The sequence below is a fragment of the Microbacterium arabinogalactanolyticum genome (assembly GCF_030268005.1).
In the GTDB taxonomy this organism is placed as follows: domain Bacteria; phylum Actinomycetota; class Actinomycetes; order Actinomycetales; family Microbacteriaceae; genus Microbacterium; species Microbacterium arabinogalactanolyticum.
In genome coordinates, this window is sequence record NZ_BRZC01000004.1 from 172,741 (window position 1) to 196,807 (window position 24,067).

25 protein-coding genes, 2 tRNA genes and 1 pseudogene are annotated in these 24,067 nt (G+C 70.1%); 13 read left to right on the forward strand and 15 right to left on the reverse strand.

Annotation, left to right across the window (positions count from 1 at the left end):
• Positions 1-39: 39 nt before the first annotated feature.
• Entirely contained in the window at positions 40-861 is an 822-nt protein-coding gene (locus tag MIAR_RS05195) for a TrmH family RNA methyltransferase (protein WP_285632308.1), read from the reverse strand.
• 70 nt (positions 862-931) lie between these two features.
• On the opposite strand from MIAR_RS05195, the gene MIAR_RS05200 reads away from it, so the two are divergent.
• Together MIAR_RS05200 and MIAR_RS05205 are read left to right on the forward strand one after the other, a co-directional pair.
• Positions 932-1,777: a Sir2 family NAD-dependent protein deacetylase gene (locus MIAR_RS05200; protein WP_285632309.1), complete on the forward strand. Its 846-nt coding sequence runs from the start codon at positions 932-934 to the stop codon at positions 1,775-1,777.
• A 9-nt stretch (positions 1,778-1,786) separates the two neighbouring features.
• A complete protein-coding gene (locus tag MIAR_RS05205) occupies positions 1,787-2,374 on the forward strand; it encodes a histidine phosphatase family protein (protein WP_285632310.1) in 588 nt (195 codons plus the stop codon).
• Between the two features lie 21 nt (positions 2,375-2,395).
• On the opposite strand, the gene MIAR_RS05210 is transcribed toward MIAR_RS05205, so the two are convergent.
• Genes MIAR_RS05210 through MIAR_RS05230 form a run of 5 tightly spaced genes read right to left on the reverse strand, consistent with a single transcriptional unit; the run spans position 2,396 to position 8,316 of the window.
• Positions 2,396-3,199, reverse strand: a complete 804-nt coding sequence (locus tag MIAR_RS05210; RefSeq protein WP_285632312.1) for an HpcH/HpaI aldolase/citrate lyase family protein — start codon at positions 3,197-3,199, stop codon at positions 2,396-2,398.
• Complete coding sequence (locus tag MIAR_RS05215; protein ID WP_285632313.1) at positions 3,199-3,675, reverse strand: MaoC family dehydratase; 477 nt, start codon at positions 3,673-3,675, stop codon at positions 3,199-3,201. Before MIAR_RS05215 ends, MIAR_RS05210 begins: the two co-directional genes overlap by 1 nt.
• A 26-nt stretch (positions 3,676-3,701) precedes the next feature.
• Entirely contained in the window at positions 3,702-4,868 is a 1,167-nt protein-coding gene (locus tag MIAR_RS05220) for an acyl-CoA dehydrogenase family protein (protein ID WP_285632314.1), read from the reverse strand.
• Complete coding sequence (locus tag MIAR_RS05225) at positions 4,865-6,763, reverse strand: acetyl/propionyl/methylcrotonyl-CoA carboxylase subunit alpha (protein WP_285632315.1); 1,899 nt, start codon at positions 6,761-6,763, stop codon at positions 4,865-4,867. Before MIAR_RS05225 ends, MIAR_RS05220 begins: the two co-directional genes overlap by 4 nt.
• Positions 6,763-8,316: a carboxyl transferase domain-containing protein gene (locus MIAR_RS05230; protein WP_285632316.1), complete on the reverse strand. Its 1,554-nt coding sequence runs from the start codon at positions 8,314-8,316 to the stop codon at positions 6,763-6,765. Before MIAR_RS05230 ends, MIAR_RS05225 begins: the two co-directional genes overlap by 1 nt.
• A 97-nt stretch (positions 8,317-8,413) precedes the next feature.
• Between MIAR_RS05230 and MIAR_RS05235 the strand changes: the two genes are divergently transcribed.
• Positions 8,414-9,007, forward strand: coding sequence for a TetR/AcrR family transcriptional regulator (locus tag MIAR_RS05235; protein ID WP_285632318.1), 594 nt, complete (start codon positions 8,414-8,416; stop codon positions 9,005-9,007).
• Positions 9,008-9,076: 69 nt separating this feature from the next.
• Here the strand turns inward: MIAR_RS05235 and MIAR_RS05240 are convergent, their stop codons facing one another.
• The 3 genes from MIAR_RS05240 to pdhA are packed head-to-tail and all read right to left on the reverse strand — an operon-like array spanning position 9,077 to position 12,580.
• Positions 9,077-10,456 carry a dihydrolipoamide acetyltransferase family protein gene (locus tag MIAR_RS05240; protein ID WP_285632320.1) on the reverse strand — a complete coding sequence of 460 codons (1,380 nt, stop codon included), beginning with the start codon at positions 10,454-10,456 and terminating at the stop codon, positions 9,077-9,079.
• The gene (locus tag MIAR_RS05245; RefSeq protein WP_285632323.1) at positions 10,453-11,466 is read right to left on the reverse strand and encodes an alpha-ketoacid dehydrogenase subunit beta; all 1,014 of its coding nucleotides are present in this window, start codon (positions 11,464-11,466) and stop codon (positions 10,453-10,455) included. The genes MIAR_RS05240 and MIAR_RS05245 overlap by 4 nt, the downstream gene beginning before the upstream one ends.
• Position 11,467: 1 nt before the next feature.
• Entirely contained in the window at positions 11,468-12,580 is a 1,113-nt protein-coding gene (gene pdhA / locus MIAR_RS05250; RefSeq protein ID WP_285632325.1) for a pyruvate dehydrogenase (acetyl-transferring) E1 component subunit alpha, read from the reverse strand.
• Positions 12,581-12,747: 167 nt separating this feature from the next.
• Here pdhA and MIAR_RS05255 point away from each other — a divergent pair, with 167 nt between their 5' ends.
• On the forward strand, positions 12,748-13,221 hold the full coding sequence (locus tag MIAR_RS05255) for an Lrp/AsnC family transcriptional regulator (protein ID WP_285632329.1): 474 nt from the start codon (positions 12,748-12,750) through the stop codon (positions 13,219-13,221).
• Here the strand turns inward: MIAR_RS05255 and MIAR_RS05260 are convergent.
• A complete protein-coding gene (locus MIAR_RS05260) occupies positions 13,193-14,095 on the reverse strand; it encodes an alpha/beta fold hydrolase (RefSeq protein ID WP_285632332.1) in 903 nt (300 codons plus the stop codon). The two genes, MIAR_RS05255 and MIAR_RS05260, sit on opposite strands and share 29 nt — an antisense overlap.
• 85 nt (positions 14,096-14,180) lie before the next feature.
• Here MIAR_RS05260 and MIAR_RS05265 point away from each other — a divergent pair, with 85 nt between their 5' ends.
• Complete coding sequence (locus tag MIAR_RS05265) at positions 14,181-14,444, forward strand: hypothetical protein (RefSeq protein WP_285632335.1); 264 nt, start codon at positions 14,181-14,183, stop codon at positions 14,442-14,444.
• A gap of 26 nt (positions 14,445-14,470) precedes the next feature.
• Here MIAR_RS05265 and scpC read toward each other — a convergent pair whose 3' ends face one another.
• Complete coding sequence (gene scpC / locus MIAR_RS05270; RefSeq protein WP_285632337.1) at positions 14,471-15,976, reverse strand: succinyl-CoA:acetate CoA-transferase ScpC; 1,506 nt, start codon at positions 15,974-15,976, stop codon at positions 14,471-14,473.
• An 89-nt stretch (positions 15,977-16,065) separates the two neighbouring features.
• Between scpC and MIAR_RS05275 the strand changes: the two genes are divergently transcribed.
• Positions 16,066-17,064, forward strand: a complete 999-nt coding sequence (locus MIAR_RS05275) for a hypothetical protein (RefSeq protein WP_285632340.1) — start codon at positions 16,066-16,068, stop codon at positions 17,062-17,064.
• A gap of 36 nt (positions 17,065-17,100) precedes the next feature.
• Here the strand turns inward: MIAR_RS05275 and MIAR_RS05280 are convergent.
• Positions 17,101-17,173, reverse strand: a tRNA-Arg gene (locus MIAR_RS05280).
• Positions 17,174-17,219: 46 nt separating this feature from the next.
• Between MIAR_RS05280 and orn the strand changes: the two genes are divergently transcribed.
• The 4 genes and pseudogenes from orn to MIAR_RS05300 form a co-directional block, all read left to right on the forward strand.
• Positions 17,220-17,846: an oligoribonuclease gene (gene orn / locus MIAR_RS05285; RefSeq protein ID WP_285632343.1), complete on the forward strand. Its 627-nt coding sequence runs from the start codon at positions 17,220-17,222 to the stop codon at positions 17,844-17,846.
• Positions 17,847-17,882: 36 nt separating this feature from the next.
• A tRNA-His gene (locus MIAR_RS05290) sits at positions 17,883-17,955 on the forward strand.
• Positions 17,956-18,034: 79 nt separating this feature from the next.
• Positions 18,035-18,727, forward strand: a complete 693-nt coding sequence (locus MIAR_RS05295; protein WP_285632346.1) for a response regulator transcription factor — start codon at positions 18,035-18,037, stop codon at positions 18,725-18,727.
• Between the two features lie 308 nt (positions 18,728-19,035).
• Positions 19,036-20,013 (forward strand): annotated as a pseudogene (locus MIAR_RS05300) (sensor histidine kinase); the annotation flags it as partial.
• On the opposite strand, the gene MIAR_RS05305 reads toward MIAR_RS05300, so the two are convergent.
• The 3 genes from MIAR_RS05305 to MIAR_RS05315 are packed head-to-tail and all read right to left on the reverse strand — an operon-like array spanning position 19,953 to position 22,858.
• Positions 19,953-20,555 (reverse strand): GtrA family protein, encoded by a 603-nt coding sequence (locus MIAR_RS05305; RefSeq protein WP_285632349.1) that lies wholly within the window; start codon positions 20,553-20,555, stop codon positions 19,953-19,955. The pseudogene MIAR_RS05300 and the gene MIAR_RS05305 overlap by 61 nt on opposite strands.
• Entirely contained in the window at positions 20,548-21,312 is a 765-nt protein-coding gene (locus MIAR_RS05310) for a polyprenol monophosphomannose synthase (RefSeq protein ID WP_285632352.1), read from the reverse strand. Before MIAR_RS05310 ends, MIAR_RS05305 begins: the two co-directional genes overlap by 8 nt.
• Positions 21,305-22,858 (reverse strand): glycosyltransferase family 39 protein, encoded by a 1,554-nt coding sequence (locus MIAR_RS05315; protein ID WP_285632355.1) that lies wholly within the window; start codon positions 22,856-22,858, stop codon positions 21,305-21,307. The genes MIAR_RS05310 and MIAR_RS05315 overlap by 8 nt, the downstream gene beginning before the upstream one ends.
• Before the next feature lie 109 nt (positions 22,859-22,967).
• Between MIAR_RS05315 and MIAR_RS05320 the strand changes: the two genes are divergently transcribed.
• From MIAR_RS05320 to MIAR_RS05330, 3 genes are read left to right on the forward strand one after another with little or no spacing between them, the layout of a single operon-like run.
• A complete protein-coding gene (locus MIAR_RS05320) occupies positions 22,968-23,312 on the forward strand; it encodes a metallopeptidase family protein (protein ID WP_285632358.1) in 345 nt (114 codons plus the stop codon).
• On the forward strand, positions 23,309-23,599 hold the full coding sequence (gene clpS, locus MIAR_RS05325) for an ATP-dependent Clp protease adapter ClpS (RefSeq protein WP_285632361.1): 291 nt from the start codon (positions 23,309-23,311) through the stop codon (positions 23,597-23,599). Before MIAR_RS05320 ends, clpS begins: the two co-directional genes overlap by 4 nt.
• Positions 23,596-24,066 carry a DUF2017 family protein gene (locus MIAR_RS05330; protein ID WP_285632364.1) on the forward strand — a complete coding sequence of 157 codons (471 nt, stop codon included), beginning with the start codon at positions 23,596-23,598 and terminating at the stop codon, positions 24,064-24,066. The genes clpS and MIAR_RS05330 overlap by 4 nt, the downstream gene beginning before the upstream one ends.
• Position 24,067 lies beyond the last annotated feature (1 nt).

The window sequence follows — 24,067 nt, forward strand, 5'->3', positions numbered from 1 at the left end:
CGCGCCCGGTTCATTGACCGTCCGCTCTCCGCGGCGAACTCATCTGGTCGCGTAGAAGGCGACGGCCGATGCCGCCGCGACATTCAGCGAATCCACGCCACCCGTCATCGGGATCGTGACGCGGCGATCCAGCAGGGCATCCGTCGCGGGACGGATCCCGTCGCCCTCGGTGCCGAGGATCATCGCGAGTCGGGGGTGATCCTCGGCGACGAGATCGTCCAGCTCGATCGCGCCCTCCCCCAGTGTCATGCCCGCCACGACGAATCCGGCGTCCTGCAGCTCACGCATGCCCTCCGGCCATGCCCGAATGCGCGTCCACGGCACCTGGAACACGGTGCCCATGGACACCCGCACAGAGCGGCGGTACAGCGGGTCGGCGCAGTCGGGCGTGACCAGCACCGCGTCCACGCCGAGCGCCGCGGCGGAGCGGAACACGGCGCCGACGTTGGTGTGGTCGGTCAGCCCTTCGAGCACGGCGATCCTGGCACGATCCGGCCGCGCCCTCTGCAGCACCTCCGCCACCGAAAGCAGCGCCGGGCGGCGCATCGCGGCGAGCGGGCCGCGGTGGATGGCGAAGCCGGTGACCGTCTCGGAGACCTCGGCGGATGCCGTGTACACCGGCGTCTCGGCTCCGCTCCCGACGCCGTCGAGGGCGTCGGCCACGGCATCCAGCCACTTCTCCTGCGTGAGCACGGACCGCGGGCGGTGGCCGGCCTGCACCGCCCGCGCGATCACCTTGGCGGACTCCGCCATGTAGAGCCCGCCTTCGGGCTCGTTCCTGCGGCGCAGCGCGGTGTCGGTCAGCGAGCGGTAGTCATCCAGCCGCGGGTCGTCGGCGTCGGAGACCGGAATCACGTGCATGCTCCCACTCTGTCAGGTTCGGTTCCCGCGAGCGGAGCCCGGACCGTACCGGAGACGTAGACTGCCGAGCGTGCAGCTCTCGGACACGATCGACGACGACACCCGCACGCGCATCGATCACGTCGCGGAGCTGCTGAGAGGTCGGAGGGTCGCGGTGCTCACCGGCGCTGGCATCTCCACAGATTCGGGGATTCCCGCGTATCGCGGCGTCGGCGCGCGCACGCGCGCGAACCCGATGACCATCCAGACCTACCTCGCCGACGAGTCCGCGCGCCGCCGCTACTGGCTGGGCGGCCACCTGGGCTGGCTGGCGTTCACCGCACCGCAACCGAACGAGGGCCACGTGGCGCTGGCGCGGATGGAACGGGCCGGCGTGGTGAGCGGCGTCGTCACCCAGAACGTCGACGGCCTGCACCTGCGCGCCGGAAGCTCCCGGGTGGTGGAGATCCACGGCACCATGCACCGCACGCTGTGCCTGGACTGCGGGCAGGTGTTCGACCGCCGGGCGATCGCCGACCAGCTCGAGGCGCTGAACCCCTGGGTCCGCAAGCCCGAGAACATCGAGCTGAACCCCGACGGGGACGTGACCCCGGAGAGCACGGAGGGCTTCGTGATCCCACCGTGCACAGTGTGCGGTGGCATGCTCAAACCCGAGGTGGTCTTCTTCGGCGAGTTCGTCCCCGCCGCCCGCTTCCGGTCGGCGGAGTCCGTCGTGACCGCAGCGGACGCGCTGCTGGTGGCCGGGACCTCGCTCACGGTGAACTCCGGCATCCGCATCATCGAGCGCGCACGGCGCCGCGGCATCCCGCTGGTGATCGTCAACCGCGAGCCGACGAGGGCGGATGCCTGGGCCGACGCCGTGCTCACCGGTGGCACCTCCCCCGTGCTGAGCGCCCTCGCAGGCGCTCTCGCGTAGGGTCGGAGTGTGACCCTTCTCACCCTTGTGCGCCACGGGCAGACCGACTGGAACCTCGCTCGGCGAATTCAGGGGTCCACCGACATCCCCCTGAACGACACAGGACGCGCGGACGCGCTCACGGCCGCAGGGCGGCTGTCGAGGGACACGCATCACGCGATCTACGCGAGCCCGCTGCTCCGCGCGCGGGAGACCGCGGAGATCATCGCCGGTGAACTCGGCCTCGCAGCGCCGGCGCTCGTGCACGATGTGCGCGAGCGCGAGTTCGGCGAGGGCGAGGGCCTGCTGGTGCAGGAGTACATCGACGCGTACGGCGACTGGCATGCCGTGGTCCCGGGCGCGGAGACCCTCGACGAGGTGTGCATCCGTGCGATGAGTGCACTGCACCGGATCGCCCGTGACGCCCGGCGTCGTTCCGCCCCGACGGCCGAGTCGATCATCGTCGTGACGCACGGCGGCGTCATCCGCTCTCTCATCGACCACGCCTCCGGCGGGACGCTGCCCAAGATCGGCAGTGTGCTCGGGAACGGCTCGCTGCATCGCTTCGAGGTGTCGCCCGGCTCGCTGCGGCTGCTCCAGGACGTCCCCGTCCTCTGACGGACTTCGGTTCGGTTCGGCTCAGGCCCTGCTCAGCACCGCCCGGGCGTGGCGCAGCACCGGCTCGTCGACCATCCGCCCCTGGAAGCGGAACACGCCCCGCTCCCCCTCGGCAGCGGCGAGCACCGCACGTGCCCAGTCCAGGGTCGCCGCATCGGGCCGGTAGGCGTCGCGGATGATCGCGACCTGCTTCGGGTGGATGCAGGCGGTGGCACGGAACCCCGAGGCCACGGCATCCGCCGCCTCGTCCGCGAGCCCCGCCTCGTCGTCGATGTCGAAATGCACCGCGTCGATCGCGGCCTTCCCGTGCGCCGCGGCGGCCACGAGCACGGATGCCCGCGCATGGCGCGCCACGTCTCGGTAGCGTCCGTCCGGGAACCGGCTCGCGGTGCCGCCGATCGACGCCACCAGGTCCTCCGCGCCCCACATCAGAGCCGCGACCCGCGGATGCGCGGCGATGGACCCGGCGTTCAGCACGCCCGCCGCGGTCTCGCAGAGCGCCAGCAGGGCGTACTCCTCGCCGAAGGCGTCCAGCGCGGACGGGTCCTCGGTCTTGGCGACCATCACGGTGCGGAACGGAGTGCGCGCCACGGCCTCGAGGTCGGCGGTGAAATGAGCGGATGCCGGGTCGTTGACACGCACGATCACCCGCGCGGGGTCGAGATCCGCCGCCACGAGATGCTCGCGCGCCTGCGCCTTGGCATCCGGAAGCACCGCGTCCTCGAGGTCGAGGATCACAGCATCCGCCTTCGCGAGCCCTCCGGCGTAGCGCTCCGGACGGTCGGCCGGGCAGAAGAGCAGGGCGGGTCCGAGATCGAAGGCCATCATTCCCCTTCCGGCATGCAGTGCATCAGCGCCACGCGAGTGGCCGTCGCCACGATCACACCGTCCTGGTTGCGACCGGTATGGGCGATCGTGACGATCCCCTGCCCGGGCCGGGACGACGACAGGCGCTTGTCGGTGATCACGCTCTCGGTGTACAGGGTGTCGCCGTGGAAGACCGGGTGCGGGAAGGTGATGTCGCTGAGTCCCAGCTGCGCCACGAGCGTTCCCTGGGTGAGCTGCGCCACCGAGGCGCCGACCATGGTGGACAGCGTCCACATCGAGTTCATCAGCCGCTGCCCGAACGGCCTCTCGGCGCCGGCGAATGCCGCATCCAGGTGCAGGGCCTGCGTGTTCATGGTGAGGGTCGTGAACAGCACGTTGTCGGCCTCGGTCGCGGTGCGGCCCGGACGGTGCAGGTACCTGGCACCGAGTTCGAACTCCTCGAAGTACAGGCCGCGCTGGACGATGTCGGTCATGATCGCACCCTAGCTCCTCTGCGGACTCAGCCGGCCAGGCCCAGCTTGCGGGCGATGACGAGCAGCTGCACCTCGGTGGTGCCCTCGCCGATCTCGAGGATCTTCGAGTCGCGATAGTGACGGCCCACCGGGTACTCGTTCATGAAGCCGTTGCCGCCGAAGATCTGGGTCGCGTCCCGGGCGTTGTCCATCGCGGCATCACCGGAGACGAGCTTGGCGATCGCCGCCTCCTCCGCGAACGGCAGTCCCGCGTCGCGCAGACGCGCGGCGTGGTGCCAGGCCAGGCGCGCGGTGTGCACGCGGGCGCGCATGCGCGCCAGCGTGAACTGCGCGTTCTGGCGGGTGCTCAGGGCGGAGCCGAAGATGGTGCGCTTCTTGGCGTAGTCGACGGCCGCTTCCAGGCAGCCCTCCGCGGCGCCCGTGGCGAGAGCGGCGATGGCGATGCGTCCCTCGTCGAGGATGCTGAGGAAGTTCTTGAACCCGCGACCGCGCTCGCCCAGCAGGTTGCCCTCCGGGACGCGCACGCCCTGGAAGGTGAGCGGGTGGGTGTCGGACGCGTTCCAGCCGACCTTGTCGTAGGCGGGCTCCACCGTGAATCCCGGGGTGCCGTTGGGCACGATGATCGTGGAGATCTCCTTGCGCCCGTCGGTCACCCCCGTCACGGCCGTGACCGTCACGAAGCGCGTGATCGCCGTGCCGGAGTTCGTGATGAACTGCTTGGAGCCGTCGATGACCCACTCCCCGCCCTCGAGTCGGGCGGTGGTGCGGGTGGCGCCGGCGTCGCTGCCGGCCTCCGGCTCGGTCAGGCCGAACCCGGCGAGGTTCTCCGCAGCGAGCAGCGAGGGGAGGTACTCCTGCTTCTGCTCCTCGGTGCCGAACCGGTAGATCGGCATGGCGCCCAGGCTCACACCGGCCTCGAGCGTGATGGCGATGGACTGGTCGACGCGGGCGAGGCCCTCGATGGCCAGGCCCAGGGCCAGGTAGTCGCCGCCCTGCCCGCCGTACTCCTCGGAGAAGGGCAGGCCGAACAGGCCCAGTTCGCCCATCTGCCGCACCACGTCGAGGTTGAGCGTGTGGGAGCGATCGGCCTCATAGGCCTGCGGCGCCACCACCTGCTCGGCGAAGTCGCGCACCATGGCGGCGAGTTCGCGCTGCTCCTCGTTCAGGCCGATGCTGCTGAGGTCGTCGGTCATGATGTCTCCACTTCGCTGACGCGGGCGACCGGCTGGTCGCGCCGTACCTGATCGCCCACGGCGACCAGCAGATGCACCGTGCCGTCGTGCGGCGCGAGCACCGGATGCTCCATCTTCATCGCCTCGATCGAGACGAGGGGGTCCCCTTCGCGGACGGTGTCGCCGTCGGCGACGTGCAGCGCCACGACCGATCCGGGCATGGGTGCGCGACCCTCCGGTTCACGCGGGCCCGACGCGCGCTCGAGCTCCGCGAGCCGGCGCTGCATGCGGGCGCGGCGGGACAGCGGACGCAGACGCAGCGTGACGCCTGCCTCGGATGCCCAGATCGCGCCGTCGGCGTCGGCCTGCACAGCGATGCCGTGGGTGTAGGCGGCCGGCGCCTCGACCTGCACATCGTCGTCGGTGAGGAAGACCGTGCGCGGCAGCGGCTGAGCCGCGCCGATCCGCCAGCCGGGCACCTCGCTCCAGAGATCCGCGGCACCGCGCGCACGCGGGCGGTGCACGGCGTGCGCGGCGGCTGCCAGCATCGACTCGGTCGACTGCTGCGCCGGCAGCGGCAGCATGGTCTCGATCAGCCCGGTGTCGAGGTCGCCGGCGACGACGCGTTCGTGCGTGCTGAGGGCGCGCAGGAAGGCGATGTTGGTCTCGACGCCCAGCACGACGGTGCGGGCGAGGGCGGCATCCAGCCGGCGCAGGGCGCTCTCCCGGTCGGGTCCGAAGGCGATCACCTTGGCGATCATCGGGTCGTAGAAGCCGGTGACCTCGGAGCCGGTCTCCACCGCGGCATCCACGCGCACACCGCGCGGCGCGTCGAACAGAAGCACGCGTCCCGTCGAGGGCAGGAAGCCTCGCTCGGGGGACTCGGCGTAGACGCGTGCCTCCACCGCATGCCCGCGCACCTCGGGAGGCTCGGGCAGGGCACCGCCGGCGGCGACCTGCACCTGCAGGGCGACGAGGTCCAGCCGGGTCACCTCCTCGGTCACGGGGTGCTCCACCTGCAGGCGGGTGTTCATCTCGATGAAGAAGATGTCCTGGACCGAGTCGGCCTCGACGAGGAACTCGACGGTGCCGGCACCGACGTAGTCGACGCTCTGCGCGGCGGCGACGGCGGCATCGAGCAGTCGCCGACGCACGGCATCCGGCAGGTGCGCGGCCGGCGCCTCCTCGATCACCTTCTGGTGACGGCGCTGCAGCGTGCACTCCCGCTCGCCCAACGCGATGACCGTGCCGTGGGTGTCGCCGAAGACCTGCACCTCGATGTGCCGCGGGCGCTGCACCAGGCGCTCCAGCACCATGGCGTCGTCGCCGAAGGCGGCCCTGGCGACCCGTCGGGCGGTCGCGAGAGCGGATGCCAGCTCGTCGCCCGAGCGCACGATCTCCATGCCCTTCCCGCCGCCGCCGGCGCTGGGCTTGACCAGCAGCGGGTAGCCGACCTCATCGGCACGGGCGCGGATCTGCGCGTCGTCCATGCCCGCCGCGTTGAATCCGGGCACGACGGGCACGCCGTGCTGCGACACGTGGTCGCGGGCACGGGCCTTGTCGCCCATGATCTCCAGGGCGCGCACGTGCGGGCCGATGAACACGATGCCGGCATCGTCGCAGGCCTGCGCGAGCGCGACGCTCTCGGACAGGAAGCCGTAGCCGGGGTGGATCGCCTGCGCTCCGGTGCGCCGCGCAGCGTCGATGATGGCGTCCACGCGCAGGTAGGAGTCCGCTGCGGCTGCCCCGCCGATCCACACGGCGTCATCGGCCTCACGGACGTGCGGTGCGTCGGCATCCGCATCGCTGTAGACGGCGACGCTGCGGATGCCGAGGTCGCGCAGGGTGCGGATGACGCGGCGGGCGATCTCGCCGCGGTTGGCGACGAGGACGGATTCGAAGGTGCTCATCTGCATCACATCCGGAAGAGGCCGAAGCGCGGTTCGGGCAGGGGGCTGCGGGAGACGACGTCGAGGGCGAGGCCCAGCAGGTCGCGGGTCTGGTCGGGGTCGACGATGCCGTCGTCCCAGAGGCGGGCGGTGGCGTAGTAGGGCTCGCCCTGGCTCTCGTACTGCTGGCGGATCGGTGCCTCGAACTCCGCGCGCTCCTCGGGGGTCCAGGGCTCACCGCGTCCTTCGAGCTGCTCCTCCTTGACCGTGGCGAGCACGGACGCCGCCTGCGGACCGCCCATCACCGAGATGCGGCTGGCCGGCCAGCTCCACAGGAACCGGGGCGAGTACGCCCGCCCGCACATCGAGTAGTTGCCGGCTCCGAAGGAGCCGCCGATGATGACGGTGAGCTTGGGGACGCGCGTGGTGGCGACGGCGGTGACCATCTTCGCGCCGTCCTTGGCGATGCCGCCGGCCTCCGCGTCGCGGCCGACCATGAAGCCGGTGATGTTCTGCAGGAACAGCAGCGGGATCCCGCGCTGGTCGCACAGCTCGATGAAGTGCGCGCCCTTCAGCGCGGACTCGCTGAAGAGCACGCCGTTGTTGGCGACGATCCCGATCGGATGCCCGTGCAGCACGGCGAACCCGGTGACGAGCGTCGTGCCGTACTCCGGCTTGAACTCCGAGAAGCTGTCTGCGTCGACCAGCCGGTCGATGACCTCGTGTACGTCGTAGGCGGCGTTCACGTCGACCGGAACGACGTCGTACAGGCTGCCGGTCTGCGCCGCAGGGCGTGAGGCGACGACATTCCAGGCCGGAGCCGGGGGCTTCGGCAGCGTCGCGACGATGTCGCGCAGGATCTCCAGGGCATGCTCGTCGTCCTCGGCCAGGTGGTCGACCACGCCCGAGCGCTTGGCGTGCAGCTCTCCCCCGCCGAGCTCCTCCGCCGTCACCACTTCGCCGATCGCGGCCTTCACCAGGGGCGGGCCGCCGAGGAAGATCGTGCCCTGGTTGCGCACGATCACGGTCTCGTCGCTCATCGCCGGGACGTACGCGCCGCCCGCCGTGCACGACCCCAGCACAGCGGCGAGCTGCGGGATGCGCTCGGCGGACATGCGGGCCTGGTTGAAGAAGATGCGGCCGAAGTGGTCGCGATCGGGGAAGACCTCGTCTTGCTTGGGCAGGAAGGCGCCGCCCGAGTCGACGAGGTACAGGCACGGCAGACGGTTCTCCAGTGCGATCTCCTGCGCGCGCAGGTGCTTCTTGACGGTCATCGGGAAGTACGTGCCGCCCTTGACGGTCGGATCGTTGCAAACCACCATCACGTGCCTGCCGTGCACGAGCCCGATCCCCGCGATCACGCCCGCACCGGGCGCCTCGCCGCCGTAGAGGCCGTCCGCCGCGAGGGGCGCGATCTCGATGAAGGGGCTCCCCTCGTCCAGCAGCCGGGCGACGCGATCCCGCGGGAGCATCTTGCCGCGGGCGACGTGCCTCTCCCGGGAGCGCTCCGGGCCGCCCAGAGCCGCCGTGGCGAGTCGCTCGCGCAGCTCCTCGGCCAGTTCCTGCTGGGTGAGAGCCATCGTGGGTCCTCCTCGACGCACGTCAGTGCTGATATTTCGCGCTGAGTTGGTTAGTGTGCATTAACCGGATAATTCAGGTTAGCGAGGATTAACCGAAATGACAACGCCTGGGACCGCCCGCGATCGCGCGAAGGCCGAGCGCACCGACGCCATCCTCTCCGCGGCCGCGGAGCTCTTCGCCGCGCGCGGGTACACCGGCGTGAGCCTGGAGGACATCGGCGCCGCGGTCGGCGTCTCGGGGCCTGCGGTCTACCGCCACTTCGCCGGCAAGCAGGCTCTCCTCGGCGCGCTTCTGATCGGCGTCAGCGAGCGGCTGGTGGCCGGCGGCCAGGATGTGGCTTCCGCTGCCGCCTCGGAGCAGGACCGGATGCGGGCGCTGGTGGTGTTCCACGTCGACTTCGCACTGGGCAACGCCGAGGTCATCCGCGTGCAGGATCGCGACTTCGTCTATCTCACCGACGAGAGCCGCGCGGACGTGCGACGGCTGCAGCGCGCCTACATCGAGCTCTGGATCGATTCGCTGGCGGCGCTGGTCGCCGAGGACCGCGACGCGCTGCGGTTGCGGGTCCAGGCCTGCTTCGGGCTGCTGAACTCCACACCGCACTCCACCAGCACCGCGCTGCGAGCCCGGGTGGACACCGCACGCCTGCTCACGGCGATGGCCGTCTCCGCCCTCCTCGCGGACAGCTGAGCGCACGCACCGCTGAGGGCGGGACTCCCGGGAGTCCCGCCCTCAGCGTCCGCTCACCCTGTCAGCCGCTCAGAAGAGCATCGCCCGGCCGGGCTGCTCCAGCAGGTCGGCGACGTCCTTCAGGAAGCGCGATCCCTCGGCGCCGTCCACCAGACGGTGGTCGAACGACACGCTCAGCGTCATCATCTGACGCAGCGCGATCTCTCCCTTGTACTCCCACGGCTGACGCCTGACCGCCCCCACGGCGAGGATGCCGGACTGCCCGGGCGGCAGGATCGGCGTACCGGCGTCGATGCCGAAGACGCCGATGTTCGTGATCGAGAACGTGCCGCCCGCGAGCTCGGCCGGGCTCGTCTTACCGGAGCGCGCGGTCTGCGTGAGCTGGGTCAGGGCATCGGCCATCCCCGTCAGCGAGAGGCGCTCGGCGTCGCGGATCATCGGGACGATGAGCCCGCGCTCGGTGGCTGCGGCGATACCCAGATCCACGAAGTGGTTCTGCACGATCTCACCGGCCTCCTCGTCCCAGGTCGCGTTGAGCGAGGGATTGCGCCCCAGGGCGAGGCAGACCGCCTTCGCGATCAGCACGAGCGGGCCGATGAGGTGCTCGGACAGCGACCGGTCCGCGCGCAGCTGCTCGATCAGCTCCATCGTCGCCGTGACGTCGACCGTGTGGAAGCAGGTGACGTGCGGGGCGGTGAAGGCGCTGCGCACCATGGCCTGGGCGGTCGCCTTCCGCACGCCCTTGATGGGGATGCGGGTCTGCGCGCGCTCGCCCGCCGGTGCGGACGGAGCGGTCAGCGCGGCCGCCCCGGCGTCGTCGTGCTCGGCAGGGCCCGCCGTCGCGGCTCCGACACGGTCCGCATACGCATCGACGTCGGAGCGGGTGATCACGCGATCCCCCACCTCGGCGGCGACCAGCACGAGGTCCACACCGCGGCGCTTCGCGTAGGCGCGCACCGGAGGCGTGGAGCGCGGGCGCTCGCCGACGACGGGCTCGGCGACCGCCGGGGGCAGTGCGTCGTGCGGTGCCGCGGCGATGACCGCAGCGTCCGCCTCGGGGGCGACGGATGCGGCTCCCCGGCGCGCGCGCCGGGCGGGACGGGCACCGGATGCCGGTGCGGCGCCGTATCCGACCAGGTTCGGCTGCGCCGTCTCCTCGGCATCCGCCTGCTTCCCATCGGCCGCGGGCGCGGGAGCCTCCGGCTCGGCGCCTGCCACGTCGAAGGCGATCAGCGGCGCGCCGACGGCGACCGTGTCACCTGCATCCGCGTGCAGCGTCGATACCGTCCCCTCATACGGCGAGGGCAGCTCGACGACGGCCTTGGCGGTCTCCACCTCAGCCAGCGTCTGGTTCAGCGTCACCGGATCGCCGGGCTTGACCAGCCACTGGACGACCTCGGCCTCGGTCAGCCCCTCGCCGAGGTCGGGCAGACGGAACTCCGCGATCACTGCTGCGCCCCCTTCGTGAGGCTGTTCGGCCGGTCCATCACCCGATCGACGGCATCCAGGATGCGGTCGAGGTCGGGGAGGTGGAATTTCTCCATCTTCGCGGGCGGGTACGGGATGTCGTGCCCGGTCACGCGCAGCGGCGCGGCCTCCAGGTATTCGAAGCAGAACTCCGTGATGCTGGCGATGATCTCGGCGCCGACGCCCGCCTCCCGGGATGCCTCGTGCGCGACCACCACACGCCCGGTGCGGCGCACGGATGCCGTGACGGTCTCGTAGTCGACCGGCGAGAGGGACCGCAGATCGATGACCTCGAGCGAGATCCCCTCGTCCTCAGCCGCAGCGGCGGCGTCGAGCGCCGTGCTCACCATGGCGCCGTAGGTGATGAGCGTGGCGTCCGTGCCCTGGCGCACCACCCGGGCGAGCCCCATCGGCGGGGCGTCGGCGAGCGGCGCCTCCAGATCGACCTCACCCTTGTGGTGGTAGAGCCGCTTCGGCTCGAAGAACAGCACGGGGTCGTCGCTCGCGATGGCCTGCTGCAGGCAACGATACGCGTCCTGCGGGTCGGAGACCGCGATCACGCGCAGCCCGGCGGTGTGCACGAAGTACGCCTCGGGCGACTCGGAGTGGTGCTCGGCCGCGCCGATGCCCCCGGCCCACGGCACGCGGATCGTGATGGGCATCTTGATCCTGCCCTGCGTGCGGTAGTGGAGCTTCGCGACCTGCGAGACGATCTGATCGAACGCCGGGTAGATGAAGCCGTCGAACTGGATCTCGATCACCGGCCGGTAGCCGCGGAAGGCCAGGCCGACGGCGGTGCCGACGATGCCGGACTCGGCCAGCGGCGTGTCGATGACGCGCTTGGCCCCGAACTCGTCCTTCAGTCCGTCGGTGATGCGGAAGACGCCACCGAGCGTGCCGATGTCCTCCCCCATCAGCACGACCCTGTCGTCGTCGCGCATCGCCTGGCGGAGGCCGGCGTTGAGGGCCTTGCCCAGAGTCATCTGCACCATGTCACGCCTCCTCGAAGGTGGCGAGGTACGCGGCGTACTCGTCGCGCTCGCGCTCCAGGCCGGAGTGCGGCTCCGCGTAGACGCGGTCGAAGACCGCGAGAGCGGGGCGGGTGACCATGCCCAGGCAGGCGGCGCGCATCTCGCGCGCCATCTCGTCGGCCTGCGCCTGCACGGCGTCGATGTGCTCCTGCGGGAACTCCCCGGCGGCACGCAGGTGCGCCTCCAGCCGTGCGATCGGATCGCGGCGACGCCACTGCTCGAGCTCGGCCTCGTCGCGGTAGCGCTTGGGGTCGTCGGCCGTGGTGTGCGGGCCCATCCGGTACGTGACGGCCTCGAGGTAGGCGGGTCCCTTGCCGGAGCGCGCATGGTCGAGGGCCCAGCGCATGGCGGCCATGCACGCGAGCACGTCGTTGCCGTCCACGCGGAGGCTCGGGATGCCGAAGCCAGGGGCACGACCCGCGAGCGGGAACTGCGACTGCAGCCCGACGGGCTCGGAGATCGCCCAGTGGTTGTTCTGACAGACGAACACCACCGGGGCGCGATAGGACGAGGCGAACACCATCGCCTCGTTCACGTCGCCCTGGCTCGTGGCACCGTCACCGAAGTAGGTCACGGCGACCTCGTCGGCACCGTCGTGCTGGATGCCCATGGCGTAGCCCACGGCATGCAGGGTCTGTGCGCCGATGATGATCTGCAGCGGGGCGATGCGCAGTTCTGCGGGGTCGTAGGCGGCCCCCTCCTCACCGCGCCACATGCGCACGTAGTCGCCGGGCTTCGCACCGCGGCTGTACATCACGCCGGTCTCGCGGTAGCTGGGGAAGACGAAGTCGCGGGCCTCGATCGCCCGGCCGGTGCCGATCTGCGCGGCCTCCTGACCGTTGCACGGCGCCCACAGGCCGAGCTGCCCCTGGCGCTGCAGTGCCACGCCCTCGGCATCGATTCGGCGGAGCACCACCATGTCACGATGCAGACCGCGAAGAGCGTCGAAGTCGATGTCCTGGATGTAGCGGTCGAGTTGCGGGTTGGCCACCCGCGTCCCATCCGGAGCGATGATGCGCTCGGTGAGCTCGAGATCGCTCTCCGTGTCGGTGATCGGTGAGATGTGCGGTGACATCGGCGTCCTCCTGACGTGGGGCCCTTGTGGGGCGTGCACGGCTGATCCGACGACTCCGTCGGCTTATCTGAAGGGTACGTCCACCTGACACCTCGCTCAAGCATGTCTGCGCCAGTTGAGCATGTTGCCCAGAAGGTGCCCGCATGATCCTGATATCGTGTGGCACTATGCCAGCCCTCGATCGCGTCGATCTCGAACTGCTCACCGCACTGGCGGAGGATCCGCGCACCACAGTCGTCGCCCTCGCCGAGCGGCTCCGCCTCTCCCGCAACACGATCCAGGCCCGGATGGCCCGGCTCGAGCAGACGGGCGTGTTCGAGTCCTACGAGCGCTCGTACTCGACCGAGGTGCTCGGCTTCCCCCTGCAGGCCTTCATCAGCATCGGCGTGCGGCAGACCGAGCTGCCGCGGATCATCGCCGAACTCGCGCGCGTGCCCGAGGTCGTGCAGGCGCACGGCCTGAGCGGGTCGATCGACCTGCTGGCCCGTGTGGCCTGCCGCGACGCCCGCCATCTGTTCGACACCGACGCGCGCATCCTCTCGATCGACGGGGTCGAGCGCACCGAGACCTCGCTCGCCATGGGCGAGGTCATCCCCTTCCGGGTGGCAGGGCTCATCGGCCTCGCGCGACGGGAAGCCTGAGGAACCGACGGATCGCGCCCGCCGCCTCGGCGGGCGTCTCGTAGTGGATCAGGTGCCCGACCTCGGCGATCTCCACCAGCTCGGCGTCGGGGAACATCCGCGCCAGACGCCGTTCGGCCTCGATGGGCGTGATGTCGTCGCGCTGCGCAGCGATGAGGAGCGTGGGCGTGTCGATCACGCCGGCGAAGGCGCGCACGTCATGCGAGACGCTCGTGACGAACGCGTCGTGCAGCACGTCCCGGTCCGAGAAGCGCGAGAAGTAGGTGTCGTGCTGATCGTGGATGAAGCGCCGCAGTGCGGGATCCCTGGTCTTGGCCATCGCGATGCTCATCACGCGCACGATCAGCGGGTTGCGGAGCAGGGCGGTGCCGATCCTCTCGGGCAGCCGCGCGCCGAGCGAGTAGTACAGCACTGCGAGCCGCGTCAGCAGGCCCTTCGGCCCCTCCAGCGCGGGTGCGCCGATCGGGTTGATCAGGATCAGCTGCGGGGTCTTCAGCCCGCCCGCGACCGCAGCCGACGAGACGATCGATCCGAAGGAGTGGCCCAGGATCACGGCGTCCGGAGCCACGGTGCGAGCGAACTCGGCCAGCCAGCCGGAGTACAGCGACAGGTCGTGCTCGCGCCCGGGGATCGGCGAGGTCTCGCCGAATCCGGGCAGGTCGGGTGAGATCACCCGCACATCGGGAAGATAGGCGATCACCGGCTCCAGGCCGTGGTGCTCGCCGCGGAAGCCGTGCACGGCGATGACGGTGGGAGCCGCCTCGTCGGCGGGACCGTAGACCCAGTAGGCGGTGCTGGAACCCAGCACCTCGACCTCGCGTCGCTCGGTGGGGATCTCCCCGAGTCGGGCGGCGTACGGCGAGGCTGCGGACATGGCCTCGAGTCTACGGGACGCCGATGTCGGTGGCCGTCCTTATGTTCGAAGGAGAGCAGTTCCCGGATGAAGGAGGCGAGCAGCCATGACCACGATCACCGACGTCCTCCCCGCCGTGCTGTGGGAGACACCCGTCCTCCGCTCGCGCGCCGAACGACTCGAGCGGGCAGGCGATCATCTCTGGCGCGTGGTCGCGGCCTCGGGAACCATCCGCGGCCATCTGCGCGTCGTGGCGGACCCGCTCGGCATCCGTTATCGCGCCGAGCGCCTGCACCTGGCATCCGGCACCTTCCGCCTGCTCGGCGAGTTCTGGGATGCCGATGACGCGGTGACGGCACTGCGGGGCTGACTCCGCAGCGCCGCAGCGCGGCAGCGTCACATGTGCCCGGTCTTCGCGAACGCCGAGTGCCAGCTCAGCGCCTCGTCGAGCAGATGCGGCATGTGCAGCCGTCCGTTCGCCTGCGCCTGCGCCCGCTCCAGGTAGTCCAGCAGCCGATCCCGGTAGTCGGGATGGGCGCAGTTCTCGATGATCTTCCTCGCACGCCTGACCGGTGCCATGCCGCGAAGATCGGCGATGCCCTGCTCGGTGACCAGCACGTGCACATCGTGCTCGGTGTGGTCGACATGCGAAGCCATCGGCACGATGGCCGAGATGGCACCCTTCTTGGCCACCGACGGGGACACGAAGAAGTTCAGGTACGCGTTGCGGGCGAAGTCGCCCGACCCGCCGATGCCGTTGATCATCTGACTGCCGAGCACGTTCGTCGAGTTCACGTGCCCGTAGATGTCGGCTTCGACCATGCCGTTGATCGCGATGACGCCGAGTCGGCGCACGATCTCGGGATGGTTGGACATCTCCTGCGTGCGGAAAAGGATCCTTCCCTTGAACGCCTCGATGTTCGCGTTGAAGTACTCCGCCATCTCCCGCGACAGCGACAGGGACGTGGCGGAGATCGCATCGAAGCGACCCGACTCGAGCAGCCGCAGCATCTCGTCCTGGATGACCTCCGTGTACGCCGTCAGGTGCTCGAACTCCGATTCCTCGAGGCCGGCCAGCACGGCGTTCGCGACGTTGCCCACACCGGACTGGAGCGGCAGCAGGTTCTCGGGCAGCCGGCCCGCGTTCACCTCGAAGCGCAGGAAGTCGAGGATGTGGTCGGCCATCGCCTTCGAGGCCTCGTCCACCGGGGAGAAGACGTTGTCGCGATCGGGGGCGTGCGTCTCGACGACGGCGACCACCTTGGCCGGATCGACCTTGAGATACGGGTCTCCGATGCGCTGTGTCGCCTCGGTGATCTGCACCGGCGTGCGCAGCGGAGGGCGCCGGGTGCCGTAGTACACGTCATGGAAGCCCTCGTACGCGCGCGGCTGCCAGCTGTTGACCTCGATGATGACCTTGTCGGCCAGGTCGAGCCACGTCTTGTTGTTGCCCACCGAGGACGACGGGACGAGCAGGCCGTTGGGGAGGATCGCCGCCACTTCGACCACGGCGACGTTCATGGTCCCGTAGAAGCCGAACCACACCTGCTGGGCGAGATGGGACAGGTGCGTGTCGATGTAGTCGACCGATCCGTCGTTGATCTGCCTGCGCAGCACCGGGTCCGATTGGAAGGGCGTGCGCAGGTGGATGCCCTCGGCCTCGGCGAGCACGCCGTCGACCTCGGCGCCGGTCGAGGCCCCGGTGAGCAGGCCGATGCTGAACCGCTCGCCGCGGTCGTGCGCGGCGCGGATCCGGTGCGCGAGCGCCGTCGGGACGGACTTCGGGTAGCCGGCTCCGGTGAATCCGCTCATCGCGACGTTGTCGCCGTCGTGGATGAACGACGCCGCGTGCTCCGCGGAGGTCACCTTCGTCGCGAGCACCGGGCAGCTGATTCGAGTCATGCCCCGATTCTCGCATCGTGTCGGCCTCGCTCCGGATGCCGAGGGCACGGCGCCCGGACGCCGTGGCTCGTCCACCGGATAATGGGCGCATGCCCACGCCGATCGACCAGCTGCCTGACTTCCGGCCGACCGTGCTTCCCGTGCCGGCCCCCGGGATGAACCCCGTGCAGCGCGCGCTCGACGATCTGGGAGTGCCCTGGCGGACGTCGACGCGGGACCTCGTCGCACGGTTCGGCTCGTCGCCGCATCCGTCCTACGACTGGGATGTGATCCCGTTGGCGGGAGCAGGGAACGGGCTCGAGGGCATGATCTTCCCCATCGCCGCCAACGCCTTCCGCACCTCGAGCACGCTGCCGCCGGACCACTTCTTCACCTGCGTCTGGGTGTCGGATGATCCTCTCGAGAACATCCGGATCGCCGCGGACTCCTTCTGCGCGCTGCTCGGGCCCGCGGAGATCGGTCGCAATGCCAACACCGTCGGCTGCGCCTGGATCGCGGGACCGGCGGGCATCACGCTCACCGTCTGGCCGCCGTCACTCCAGTCGTTCGTCTCCAGGAATCGCGCGCACGAGCGGGACCCGCGTCTGGTGACCGCCTGCCGAGTCGCGTTCTCGCCCGGCTACAGGCAGGCGGCGTCCGAGCGCGAGGCGCACTGGATCGACAGCGCCTCCGTCGTGCTGCGTCTCGGCGACAGGGGTGCGAAGACGGCTGCGGCGCAGCTGGCGGCTGCGCGTCCGCTGCCCACCACGGTGGAGTTCGCCCGCGATCCGGTTCCGCGCTGCGCGGAGCTGCATGGAACGGTGAGCCTCTCCGAGGACGGCGCCGCGCTGATCGTCTGCGATCGAGAGCTGCTCGTCATCCCGCTGGATCGCGTGCTCGCCGTGGCCGTTCGGAAGCTCAGCCCGGCGAAGGGGCCCGGCGGCTCCTGGCTGGAGCTGGTGTGCCAGGATCCGGCATCCGCCGACGGCGAGACCTCGATCCTGCTCGCGTCCGGCCGATTGCCCGATGAACTGGATGCGGCCGCCCACCGTCTGGGAGAGCGGATCGCCCGACGCGTCCGGATCGAACCGGCTCAGCCCGACGTCTGAGCGTCGTTGCGGAGTCCGGCGGGGACTGCCGTGTCGTGCCCCCTGCTGGATTCGAACCAGCGACCGACAGATTAGAAGGCTGTTGCTCTATCCACTGAGCTAAGGAGGCGAGATCCCCCAGATTACCGTGTCGGACCCGTCGATAAGATCGAGGCATGGTTTCTGCGTCTGAGAACGATCGGCTCGTCTGGATCGACTGCGAGATGACGGGCCTCGACCTCGCGGTCGACGAGCTGGTCGAGATCGCCGTCGTCATCACCGACTTCGAGCTGCGACCGCTCGATCCGGGATTCCAGATCGTGATCAAGCCGAACGATGCGGCGCTGGCGAACATGAACGAGTTCGTCACGAACATGCACCGCACCTCCGGGCTGATCGAGGAGATCCCGGGCGGAGTGTCGCTGGCCGAGGCCGAGCAGCAGACGCTCGAGTACATCAAGCGGTTCGTCCCGCTGGAGCGCAAGGCACCGCTCGCCGGCAACACGATCGGCACCGATCGGATGTTCCTCGCCAAGTACATGCCGCAGATCGACCAGTACCTGCACTATCGCAACGTCGACGTGTCCAGCGTCAAGGAGCTGTCCCGCCGCTGGTACCCGCGCGTGTTCTTCCAGGCGCCCGAGAAGAACGGCGGGCACCGCGCTCTGGCCGACATCCTGGAGTCGATCCGCGAGCTGCAGTACTACCGCGAAGCGGTCTTCGTCGCCGAGCCCGGACCCAGTTCGGACGAGGCGCGCGAGATCTCCACGTCCGTCGTGTCAAAGTTCGCTCCGAACATGTAATAGACTCGTGGAGTTGCCTGCTCCGGCGGGCACATGGTGGCTATAGCTCAGTTGGTAGAGCACCGCGTTGTGGTCGCGGGGGTCGCGGGTTCAAGCCCCGTTAGCCACCCAGAGGAAGAGCCCCGGCGTCATGACGCCGGGGCTCTTCGCATCACGGGAAGTGACGCCCTCGCACCTAGAATCCGTATGTGGTCACCCGGGTTCTGGTCGTGGACGACGAGCCGCAGCTCGCCGATCTCATCGCACGCCATCTGCGGCGCGAGGGGTACGACGTCACCGCCGTCGGCGACGGCATCGCGGCGCTGCTCGCCGGCGGGGAGGACGGATTCCAGCTCGCTGTCGTGGACGTGAACCTTCCCGGGATGAACGGATTCGAACTGGCTTCGCGGCTGCGCGATCGAGATGAGCGGATCGGCATCCTGCTGCTCACCGCGCGCGATGCGCTCGGCGACCGGGTGCGAGGACTGGATGCCGGGGCGGACGACTACCTGATCAAGCCGTTCGAGTTCGCGGAGCTGTTCGCCCGGCTGCGTGCTCTGCGGCGTCGCGACCACCTGGAGAGCCATCGCCTCGAGGTCGGCGACATCACCGTCGCTGTTGACCGCGCTGCCGCGCAGGTGGATGGAGTCGACGTCCCTCTGAGCCGCCGGGAGTTCGACCTGCTGCGTGCGTTCCTGGAGCGGCCGTCCGACACCCTGAGTCGCGAGTGGATCCTGGCCGAGATCTGGGGGTCGCCGCACTTCGCCTCCAACGTCGTCGACCAGTACGTGGGATACATCCGGCGCAAGCTCGCGGATGCGGGTTCCGGCGTGCGGATCGAGACCGTGCGCGGCGTCGGCTTCCGGCTGACCTTCGCACCGGTGAACGAGGCGGACGGATGAGGAGACGGCTGTCGATCCGCGCCCGGATCATCATCGGGTCCACCGCCGTGGTGGTGCTGCTGGTGGTCGCCGCGTGCATCGCCGTCTATGCGCAGATCTCCTCGATCGCGGTGTCGCGCGAGAAGGCCGTGCTGCACAACATCGCCGAGGTCTACCGCGGCATCATCGTCGAGGATCCCTCCGGGCCGTTCGACAAGCCCGGCGTCGACCAGCACGTGGCCATCGTCGCACCGGACGGGACCGAGGAGATGAACACGCTGCCCACAGCCCTCCGGACCCGCATCGACGAGCTCACCGTCCCCGGTCCCATGCTTCGCGAGGTGCACTACGGCGAGACCTACTACGTGTACGTCGACACCGTCGAGACGCCGCAGGGCACCTGGACGGTGCTCGTGACCCGCGACAGCGACATCGCCGCGGGAATCGTGTCGGGTGTCGTCGCCCTGCTGTGGATCCTGGTGATCGGCAGCGCCCTGATCTTCGCCGCGGGCGCGTGGGTGATCGCCACGGCCGCGCTCCGTCCAGTGGAGCGTCTGAGACGCAGCGCGGAGCGTCTCGCTCTGCGACGCAGCGAGAAGGAGCTGCTGCCCGTCGGCAGCGCCGACGACGAGATCGACTCGCTCGCCCGCACCCTCAACCAGCTGATCGAGGACGTCCGGGCCGCCAGCGCGCGGGAGCAGCAGATGGTGGCGGACGCCAGTCATGAGCTGCGCAATCCGCTCGCCGTGCTGCGTGCGCAGCTGGAGCTCGTCGACGGCACGGACCCCGACGCGGATCGCACCCTGCTGGCCGAGTCCCGCGCCACCCTCAACCGGCTCATCCGGCTCGCGCAGAGCATGCTGGAGCTGTCCCGGATCGAGGCGGGCGCAGCCTCGGGCGACAGCACTCTGCGCGAACTCGCCGAGGAGATCACCGAGCGCGTCGACGACGTGCGCTGGCGACTGGCCGAACCGGCCTCCGATCTGCGCGGCTCCGTCGACCTCGACCTCGGCATCTCCACGCCTGAGGCGCGTGCTCGGCTCGACCGGGCGGATGCCGCGCGGGTGGTCGACAACCTGATCGACAACGCGCTGCGTGCGTCGAAGGGAGACCCGGTTCACGTGTCGGTGACGCTGCGTCAGAACGCCGCGGAGATCGAGCTAATCGTGGCCGACGACGGACCGGGCTTCGATCCGTCCGTCGCCGACCGGGCGTTCGAGCGCTTCACGCGAAGTGACTCCTCCGCCTACGCGGGCGGCGGGCTGGGCCTGGCGATCGTCGCACGCGTGGCGGAGCTGGCAGGCGGCTCGGCGAGCATCTCGTCCGGTCGCACGACGGGGGCCGAGGTCGGCATCCGCGTCCCGCTCATCGCCGACTCCCCGGATGGATCCGGTGACGGTGAGCGCCGATCGCCGAACACCCACCAGCGATAGGCGCAGAAGCGCACGGCTGAGCCGAGGAGCAGCCCGACGACGTTCGCCGAGACGTTGTCGTCGAGGGCGCTGGTGAGGCCGAGCACGTCGCGCGACACCACCAGGCACAGCAGCGACACTCCCCCGCCGATCAGGCTCGCGACGAGGAACTCCACGGCCTCGCGTCCGGTGTCCGCGCGGCGATGCTCCCGAAAGGTCCAGGACCGGTTTCCGATCCAGTTGACGGCGATCGCCAGCACGGTCGAGATCGCCTTGGCCGCGACCGGCCACCAGGCCCACCCGAACGGCGTGTGGGCGCGCAGCACGTTGAACACCGCGACGTCGACGATGAAGCCCATGCCTCCCACGACGCCGAAGCGCACCACCTGGGTCAGGAGCGCCCCTGCACGACCGCTCGCCAGCGCCCGCTCAGACATGGGCGTGCTCCCGTGGCGTCCGCACCGCCGCTCGGTCGACGTGCGGGTGCAGCCGGCGGGCGACACCCCACGCCGTCACCTGTCGCAGGGCCTCGACGATGATGCGACCCGACATCTTGGACTCGCCGCCGCCGCGCACGTCGAACGTGATCGGCACCTCCACGACACGACTGCCGAGGGAGACGGCGCGGTCGAGCATCTCGATCTGGAAGCAGTATCCCCGGCTGCTGACCCCGGCGCGGACGATGCGGTCCAGCGCATCCGCGCGGAACACACGGTATCCGCCGGTGATATCGCGCTGCGGCAGCTGGAGCATGATCCCCGCGTACCGGCTGCCGGCGCGCGAGAGGAGGAGGCGTCGCCAGGCCCAGCCCGGCGCCGATCCTCCGGCGACCCACCGCGATCCGATGACGAGATCGGCGTCTTCGGACGCCGCCAGCAGCTCCGGCAGGTCCTCCGGCCGATGCGAGCCGTCGGCATCGCTCTGCACCACACGGTCGTACCCGTGGCGCAGCGCCCAGCTGAAGCCCGCGAGGTACGCGGGGCCGAGGCCCTGCTTGACCGTGCGGTGCAGCACATGGACGGCGGGATCGGCGTAGGAGATCGCGTCTGCGAGCGCCCCGGTCCCGTCCGGGGAGGAGTCGTCGACGATGAGCAGGTCGGCCTCAGGCGTCGCCGCGCGGAGCCGGGAGATCATCCCGGGAAGCGTCTCGGACTCGTTGTAGGTCGGCAGGATGACGACGGTCGTCTCAGGCATGCGGGGCTCCCTTGGTGAACTCGTAGACGGTGGTGCGGTGCACGTGCTGATGCGCCGTGAGCGTGTAGCCGGCCCGACGCAGCGCGGACAGATCGGCGGAGGCCGTCCGGGCGCCCTTCGCCTCCAGCAGCCAGACGGTGCTCTCCTGCAGCTCCGGTGCGGACGCCGAGACGGAGGCGAGCTCGTCCCAGAGCCCGGCACGGGTGTCGTACGAGGCGAGCAGCTGCGGGTCCTGCAGGCCGGCGAAGTCCTCCGGATAGAGCCGGAAGGCCAGTCGCGACGTACGGGACGGTCGCGGACCGTCGCCGAACAGCACCGCATCTCCGAGGTGCGCCCGCTGCCCGATCACCTGGGCGGCGAATCGGAAGTCGGCTCCGCCGTCCTTCGCATACGGTGTGCGCTGATGCAGGTACTGCGGCACCGTGACGCCCAGCACCACGGCTGCGAGCACCACGGCGGCGACCGCCGCCAGACCCGGCATCCGGCGCCCGACCACGGACAGGATGCCGGTCAGCCCACGCGCGGCGAGCAGGGCGACCGCACCCAGGCTGACGGCGAGGTAGCGCGGGTTGTACGTGGGGGCGACGATGACGTCGACGGCGATGAGGACGGCGGCCGGCGCGAGGAGCCAGGTCAGAGCGAGACGCGCCCTCGCGCGCTCGGCGGGCCGGCGCAGGGCGAATGCGACGCCCAGGGCGATCAGGACCCACATGACGGCGGCGACCGCGCGGTGCGTGAACCAGGGGGTGACGAGCACGCCCGTCGGCGACAGATAGCCGCGGTGGGCCAGGAAGCTCACCTGGTTGCGCTGGAAGGCCGCCAGAGTGATGATCGGCAAAGCCGCGATCAACGTCGCCGCGGCCGCCACCGTGAGGTCGCCCCGCAGCCCGCGCACATCGCGTCGCAGCGGGGCGAGGCGACGCGGTGCGAGGAACGTCACCGCGAAGAGCGCGAGCGGCACCAGCAGCAGGTAGAGGAAGAACCAGGAGCACAGCCCGGCGAGCACCCCGAACAGCACCCAGCGGCGCCTCGGAGCGCGCTGCCGGAGCAGGTGCGAGAACAGCACGGTCAGCCAGACGACGGCCGCGGCGGTGATGGCGTAGCCGCGCGTCTCGATCGCCAGCGCACTGGCGCGCGGAATGACCGCCACCAGCGCGCCGGCGACGATCGCGGTGCGCCGGTCGAACCACATCCGGCCGAGCGTGAACACGCCTGCGGCCAGTGCGCCGACGGCGATCGCGCTGAGCGCCCTGGTCGCCCACTCCCCCGTGCCGAACGCCCACATCCAGACGTGCAGCAACATGTAGTACAGGCCGTGCACGGCATCCACCGCGCTCAGCTCCTGCAGCAGGCTGGGCAGCGACCGCTGACCCGACATGACGCTCGCGGCCTCGTCGCCCCAGTAGGACGGGATGCCAGCGCCGATGTAGTCGACGAGAGCGACGGCGACCCCGATCCCCGCGGGCAGCGCCGCAGCCCGCGGCGCCGGCCGGCGACGCTCGCGACGCTGCTCGCCCTGGACGAGCTCTCTCTCCGTGATGACCATGAGACCAGCCAATCGCCGGCCGATCCGCGCAACCTATGAAATCGGGCCCTCCGGCATGAGAGTTCTCACACGAACGACTGGAAGTCCTGTGCCTGGATAGCATCGAGGTATGGAGATGGATGCCGAGGAGTTCGAGCGGCTGGTGGTCGACGAACTCGATCTGCTCCCCGACGACATGGTCGACGGCCTCGAGAACGTGGTGTTCGTGGTCGAGGACGCCGCGGAGGACGGCGAGGAGCTGTTCGGCCTGTACGAGGGCTTCGCACTGACTGAGCGCGGGCAGTACGGCATGGGCGAACTCCCCGACCGGATCATCGTGTACCGCGAACCCCATCTGGCCGAGTGCGACGACGAGGAGCAGCTGCGCGACGAGATCCACACGACCCTCGTGCACGAGATCGCGCACTTCTTCGGCATCGACGATGAGCAGCTCCGTGAACTGGGGTGGGCATGAGCGGGCCCGCATCCGTCCCGGTGATGGACGAGCAGCTGACAGCCGCACCACTGGTGCCCTGGGAGCTGGTCGTGTGGGACGACCCCGTGAACCTGATGAGCTACGTCGCCCGCATCTTCCGCACCTACTTCGGCTACCCGCAGGAGAAGGCCACCAGGCTCATGCTGGCTGTTCACAACGACGGACACGCAGTCGTCGCGACCGGTCCGCGCGAGACCATGGAGGTGCACGCCCAGGCGATGCACGCCTTCGGGCTGTGGGCGACGGTGCGGGAGGCCGGCGCATGACCGATGGCGCGCTGTCCGTCCCGTTCGCGAGCATCGAGGGTCGTCACCTCATCGCGCTCCTGGACGACTTCATCGCGCTGCTGGATGCACCCCGCGACACGGCGGACGAGGCGCTGGAGCGCCTCGCGCCCGACGCGTACCCCGACGACCCGGCGGCCGCCGAGGAGTACCGGCGCGGCACGCGCGACGACCTCGTCGACCAGCGGATCTCGGATGCGCGAACCGTCCGGACGGCCTTGGAGAGGTTCGAGACGGACGCCGGCGCCGACATCGTCGACGTGCCCCGCGCGGACCTGGACGGCTGGCTGCGCACGCTCTCGGCGATGCGGCTCGTCCTCGCCTCGCGCCTGGGCATCGACCGCGACGACCGACATGATCCCGACGATCCCCGCTACGGCACCTATGACTGGCTGGGCTACCGGCTGGAGCTGCTCATCCAGCTCGCCGACCGTCTGGACGAGGAGTGAC

Bases quoted from the DNA above. Each gene is read 5' to 3' on its own strand.
- MIAR_RS05195 (WP_285632308.1), bottom strand. From the start codon at position 861: ATGCACGTGATTCCGGTCTCCGACGCCGACGACCCGCGGCTGGATGAC.
- MIAR_RS05210 (WP_285632312.1), bottom strand. From the start codon at position 3,199: ATGGCCTTCGATCTCGGACCCGCCCTGCTCTTCTGCCCGGCCGACCGT.
- MIAR_RS05215 (WP_285632313.1), bottom strand. From the start codon at position 3,675: ATGACCGACATCGTCCAGCGCGGCCTGTACTTCGAGGAGTTCGAACTC.
- MIAR_RS05220 (WP_285632314.1), bottom strand. From the start codon at position 4,868: ATGACCGACGACCTCAGCAGCATCGGCCTGAACGAGGAGCAGCGCGAA.
- MIAR_RS05225 (WP_285632315.1), bottom strand. From the start codon at position 6,763: ATGCAGATGAGCACCTTCGAATCCGTCCTCGTCGCCAACCGCGGCGAG.
- MIAR_RS05230 (WP_285632316.1), bottom strand. From the start codon at position 8,316: ATGGCTCTCACCCAGCAGGAACTGGCCGAGGAGCTGCGCGAGCGACTC.
- MIAR_RS05235 (WP_285632318.1), top strand. From the start codon at position 8,414: ATGACAACGCCTGGGACCGCCCGCGATCGCGCGAAGGCCGAGCGCACC.
- MIAR_RS05245 (WP_285632323.1), bottom strand. From the start codon at position 11,466: ATGGTGCAGATGACTCTGGGCAAGGCCCTCAACGCCGGCCTCCGCCAG.
- pdhA (WP_285632325.1), bottom strand. From the start codon at position 12,580: ATGTCACCGCACATCTCACCGATCACCGACACGGAGAGCGATCTCGAG.
- MIAR_RS05255 (WP_285632329.1), top strand. From the start codon at position 12,748: ATGCCAGCCCTCGATCGCGTCGATCTCGAACTGCTCACCGCACTGGCG.
- MIAR_RS05260 (WP_285632332.1), bottom strand. From the start codon at position 14,095: ATGTCCGCAGCCTCGCCGTACGCCGCCCGACTCGGGGAGATCCCCACC.
- MIAR_RS05265 (WP_285632335.1), top strand. From the start codon at position 14,181: ATGACCACGATCACCGACGTCCTCCCCGCCGTGCTGTGGGAGACACCC.
- scpC (WP_285632337.1), bottom strand. From the start codon at position 15,976: ATGACTCGAATCAGCTGCCCGGTGCTCGCGACGAAGGTGACCTCCGCG.
- MIAR_RS05275 (WP_285632340.1), top strand. From the start codon at position 16,066: ATGCCCACGCCGATCGACCAGCTGCCTGACTTCCGGCCGACCGTGCTT.
- orn (WP_285632343.1), top strand. From the start codon at position 17,220: ATGGTTTCTGCGTCTGAGAACGATCGGCTCGTCTGGATCGACTGCGAG.
- MIAR_RS05305 (WP_285632349.1), bottom strand. From the start codon at position 20,555: ATGTCTGAGCGGGCGCTGGCGAGCGGTCGTGCAGGGGCGCTCCTGACC.
- MIAR_RS05310 (WP_285632352.1), bottom strand. From the start codon at position 21,312: ATGCCTGAGACGACCGTCGTCATCCTGCCGACCTACAACGAGTCCGAG.
- MIAR_RS05315 (WP_285632355.1), bottom strand. From the start codon at position 22,858: ATGGTCATCACGGAGAGAGAGCTCGTCCAGGGCGAGCAGCGTCGCGAG.
- MIAR_RS05320 (WP_285632358.1), top strand. From the start codon at position 22,968: ATGGAGATGGATGCCGAGGAGTTCGAGCGGCTGGTGGTCGACGAACTC.
- clpS (WP_285632361.1), top strand. From the start codon at position 23,309: ATGAGCGGGCCCGCATCCGTCCCGGTGATGGACGAGCAGCTGACAGCC.
- MIAR_RS05330 (WP_285632364.1), top strand. From the start codon at position 23,596: ATGACCGATGGCGCGCTGTCCGTCCCGTTCGCGAGCATCGAGGGTCGT.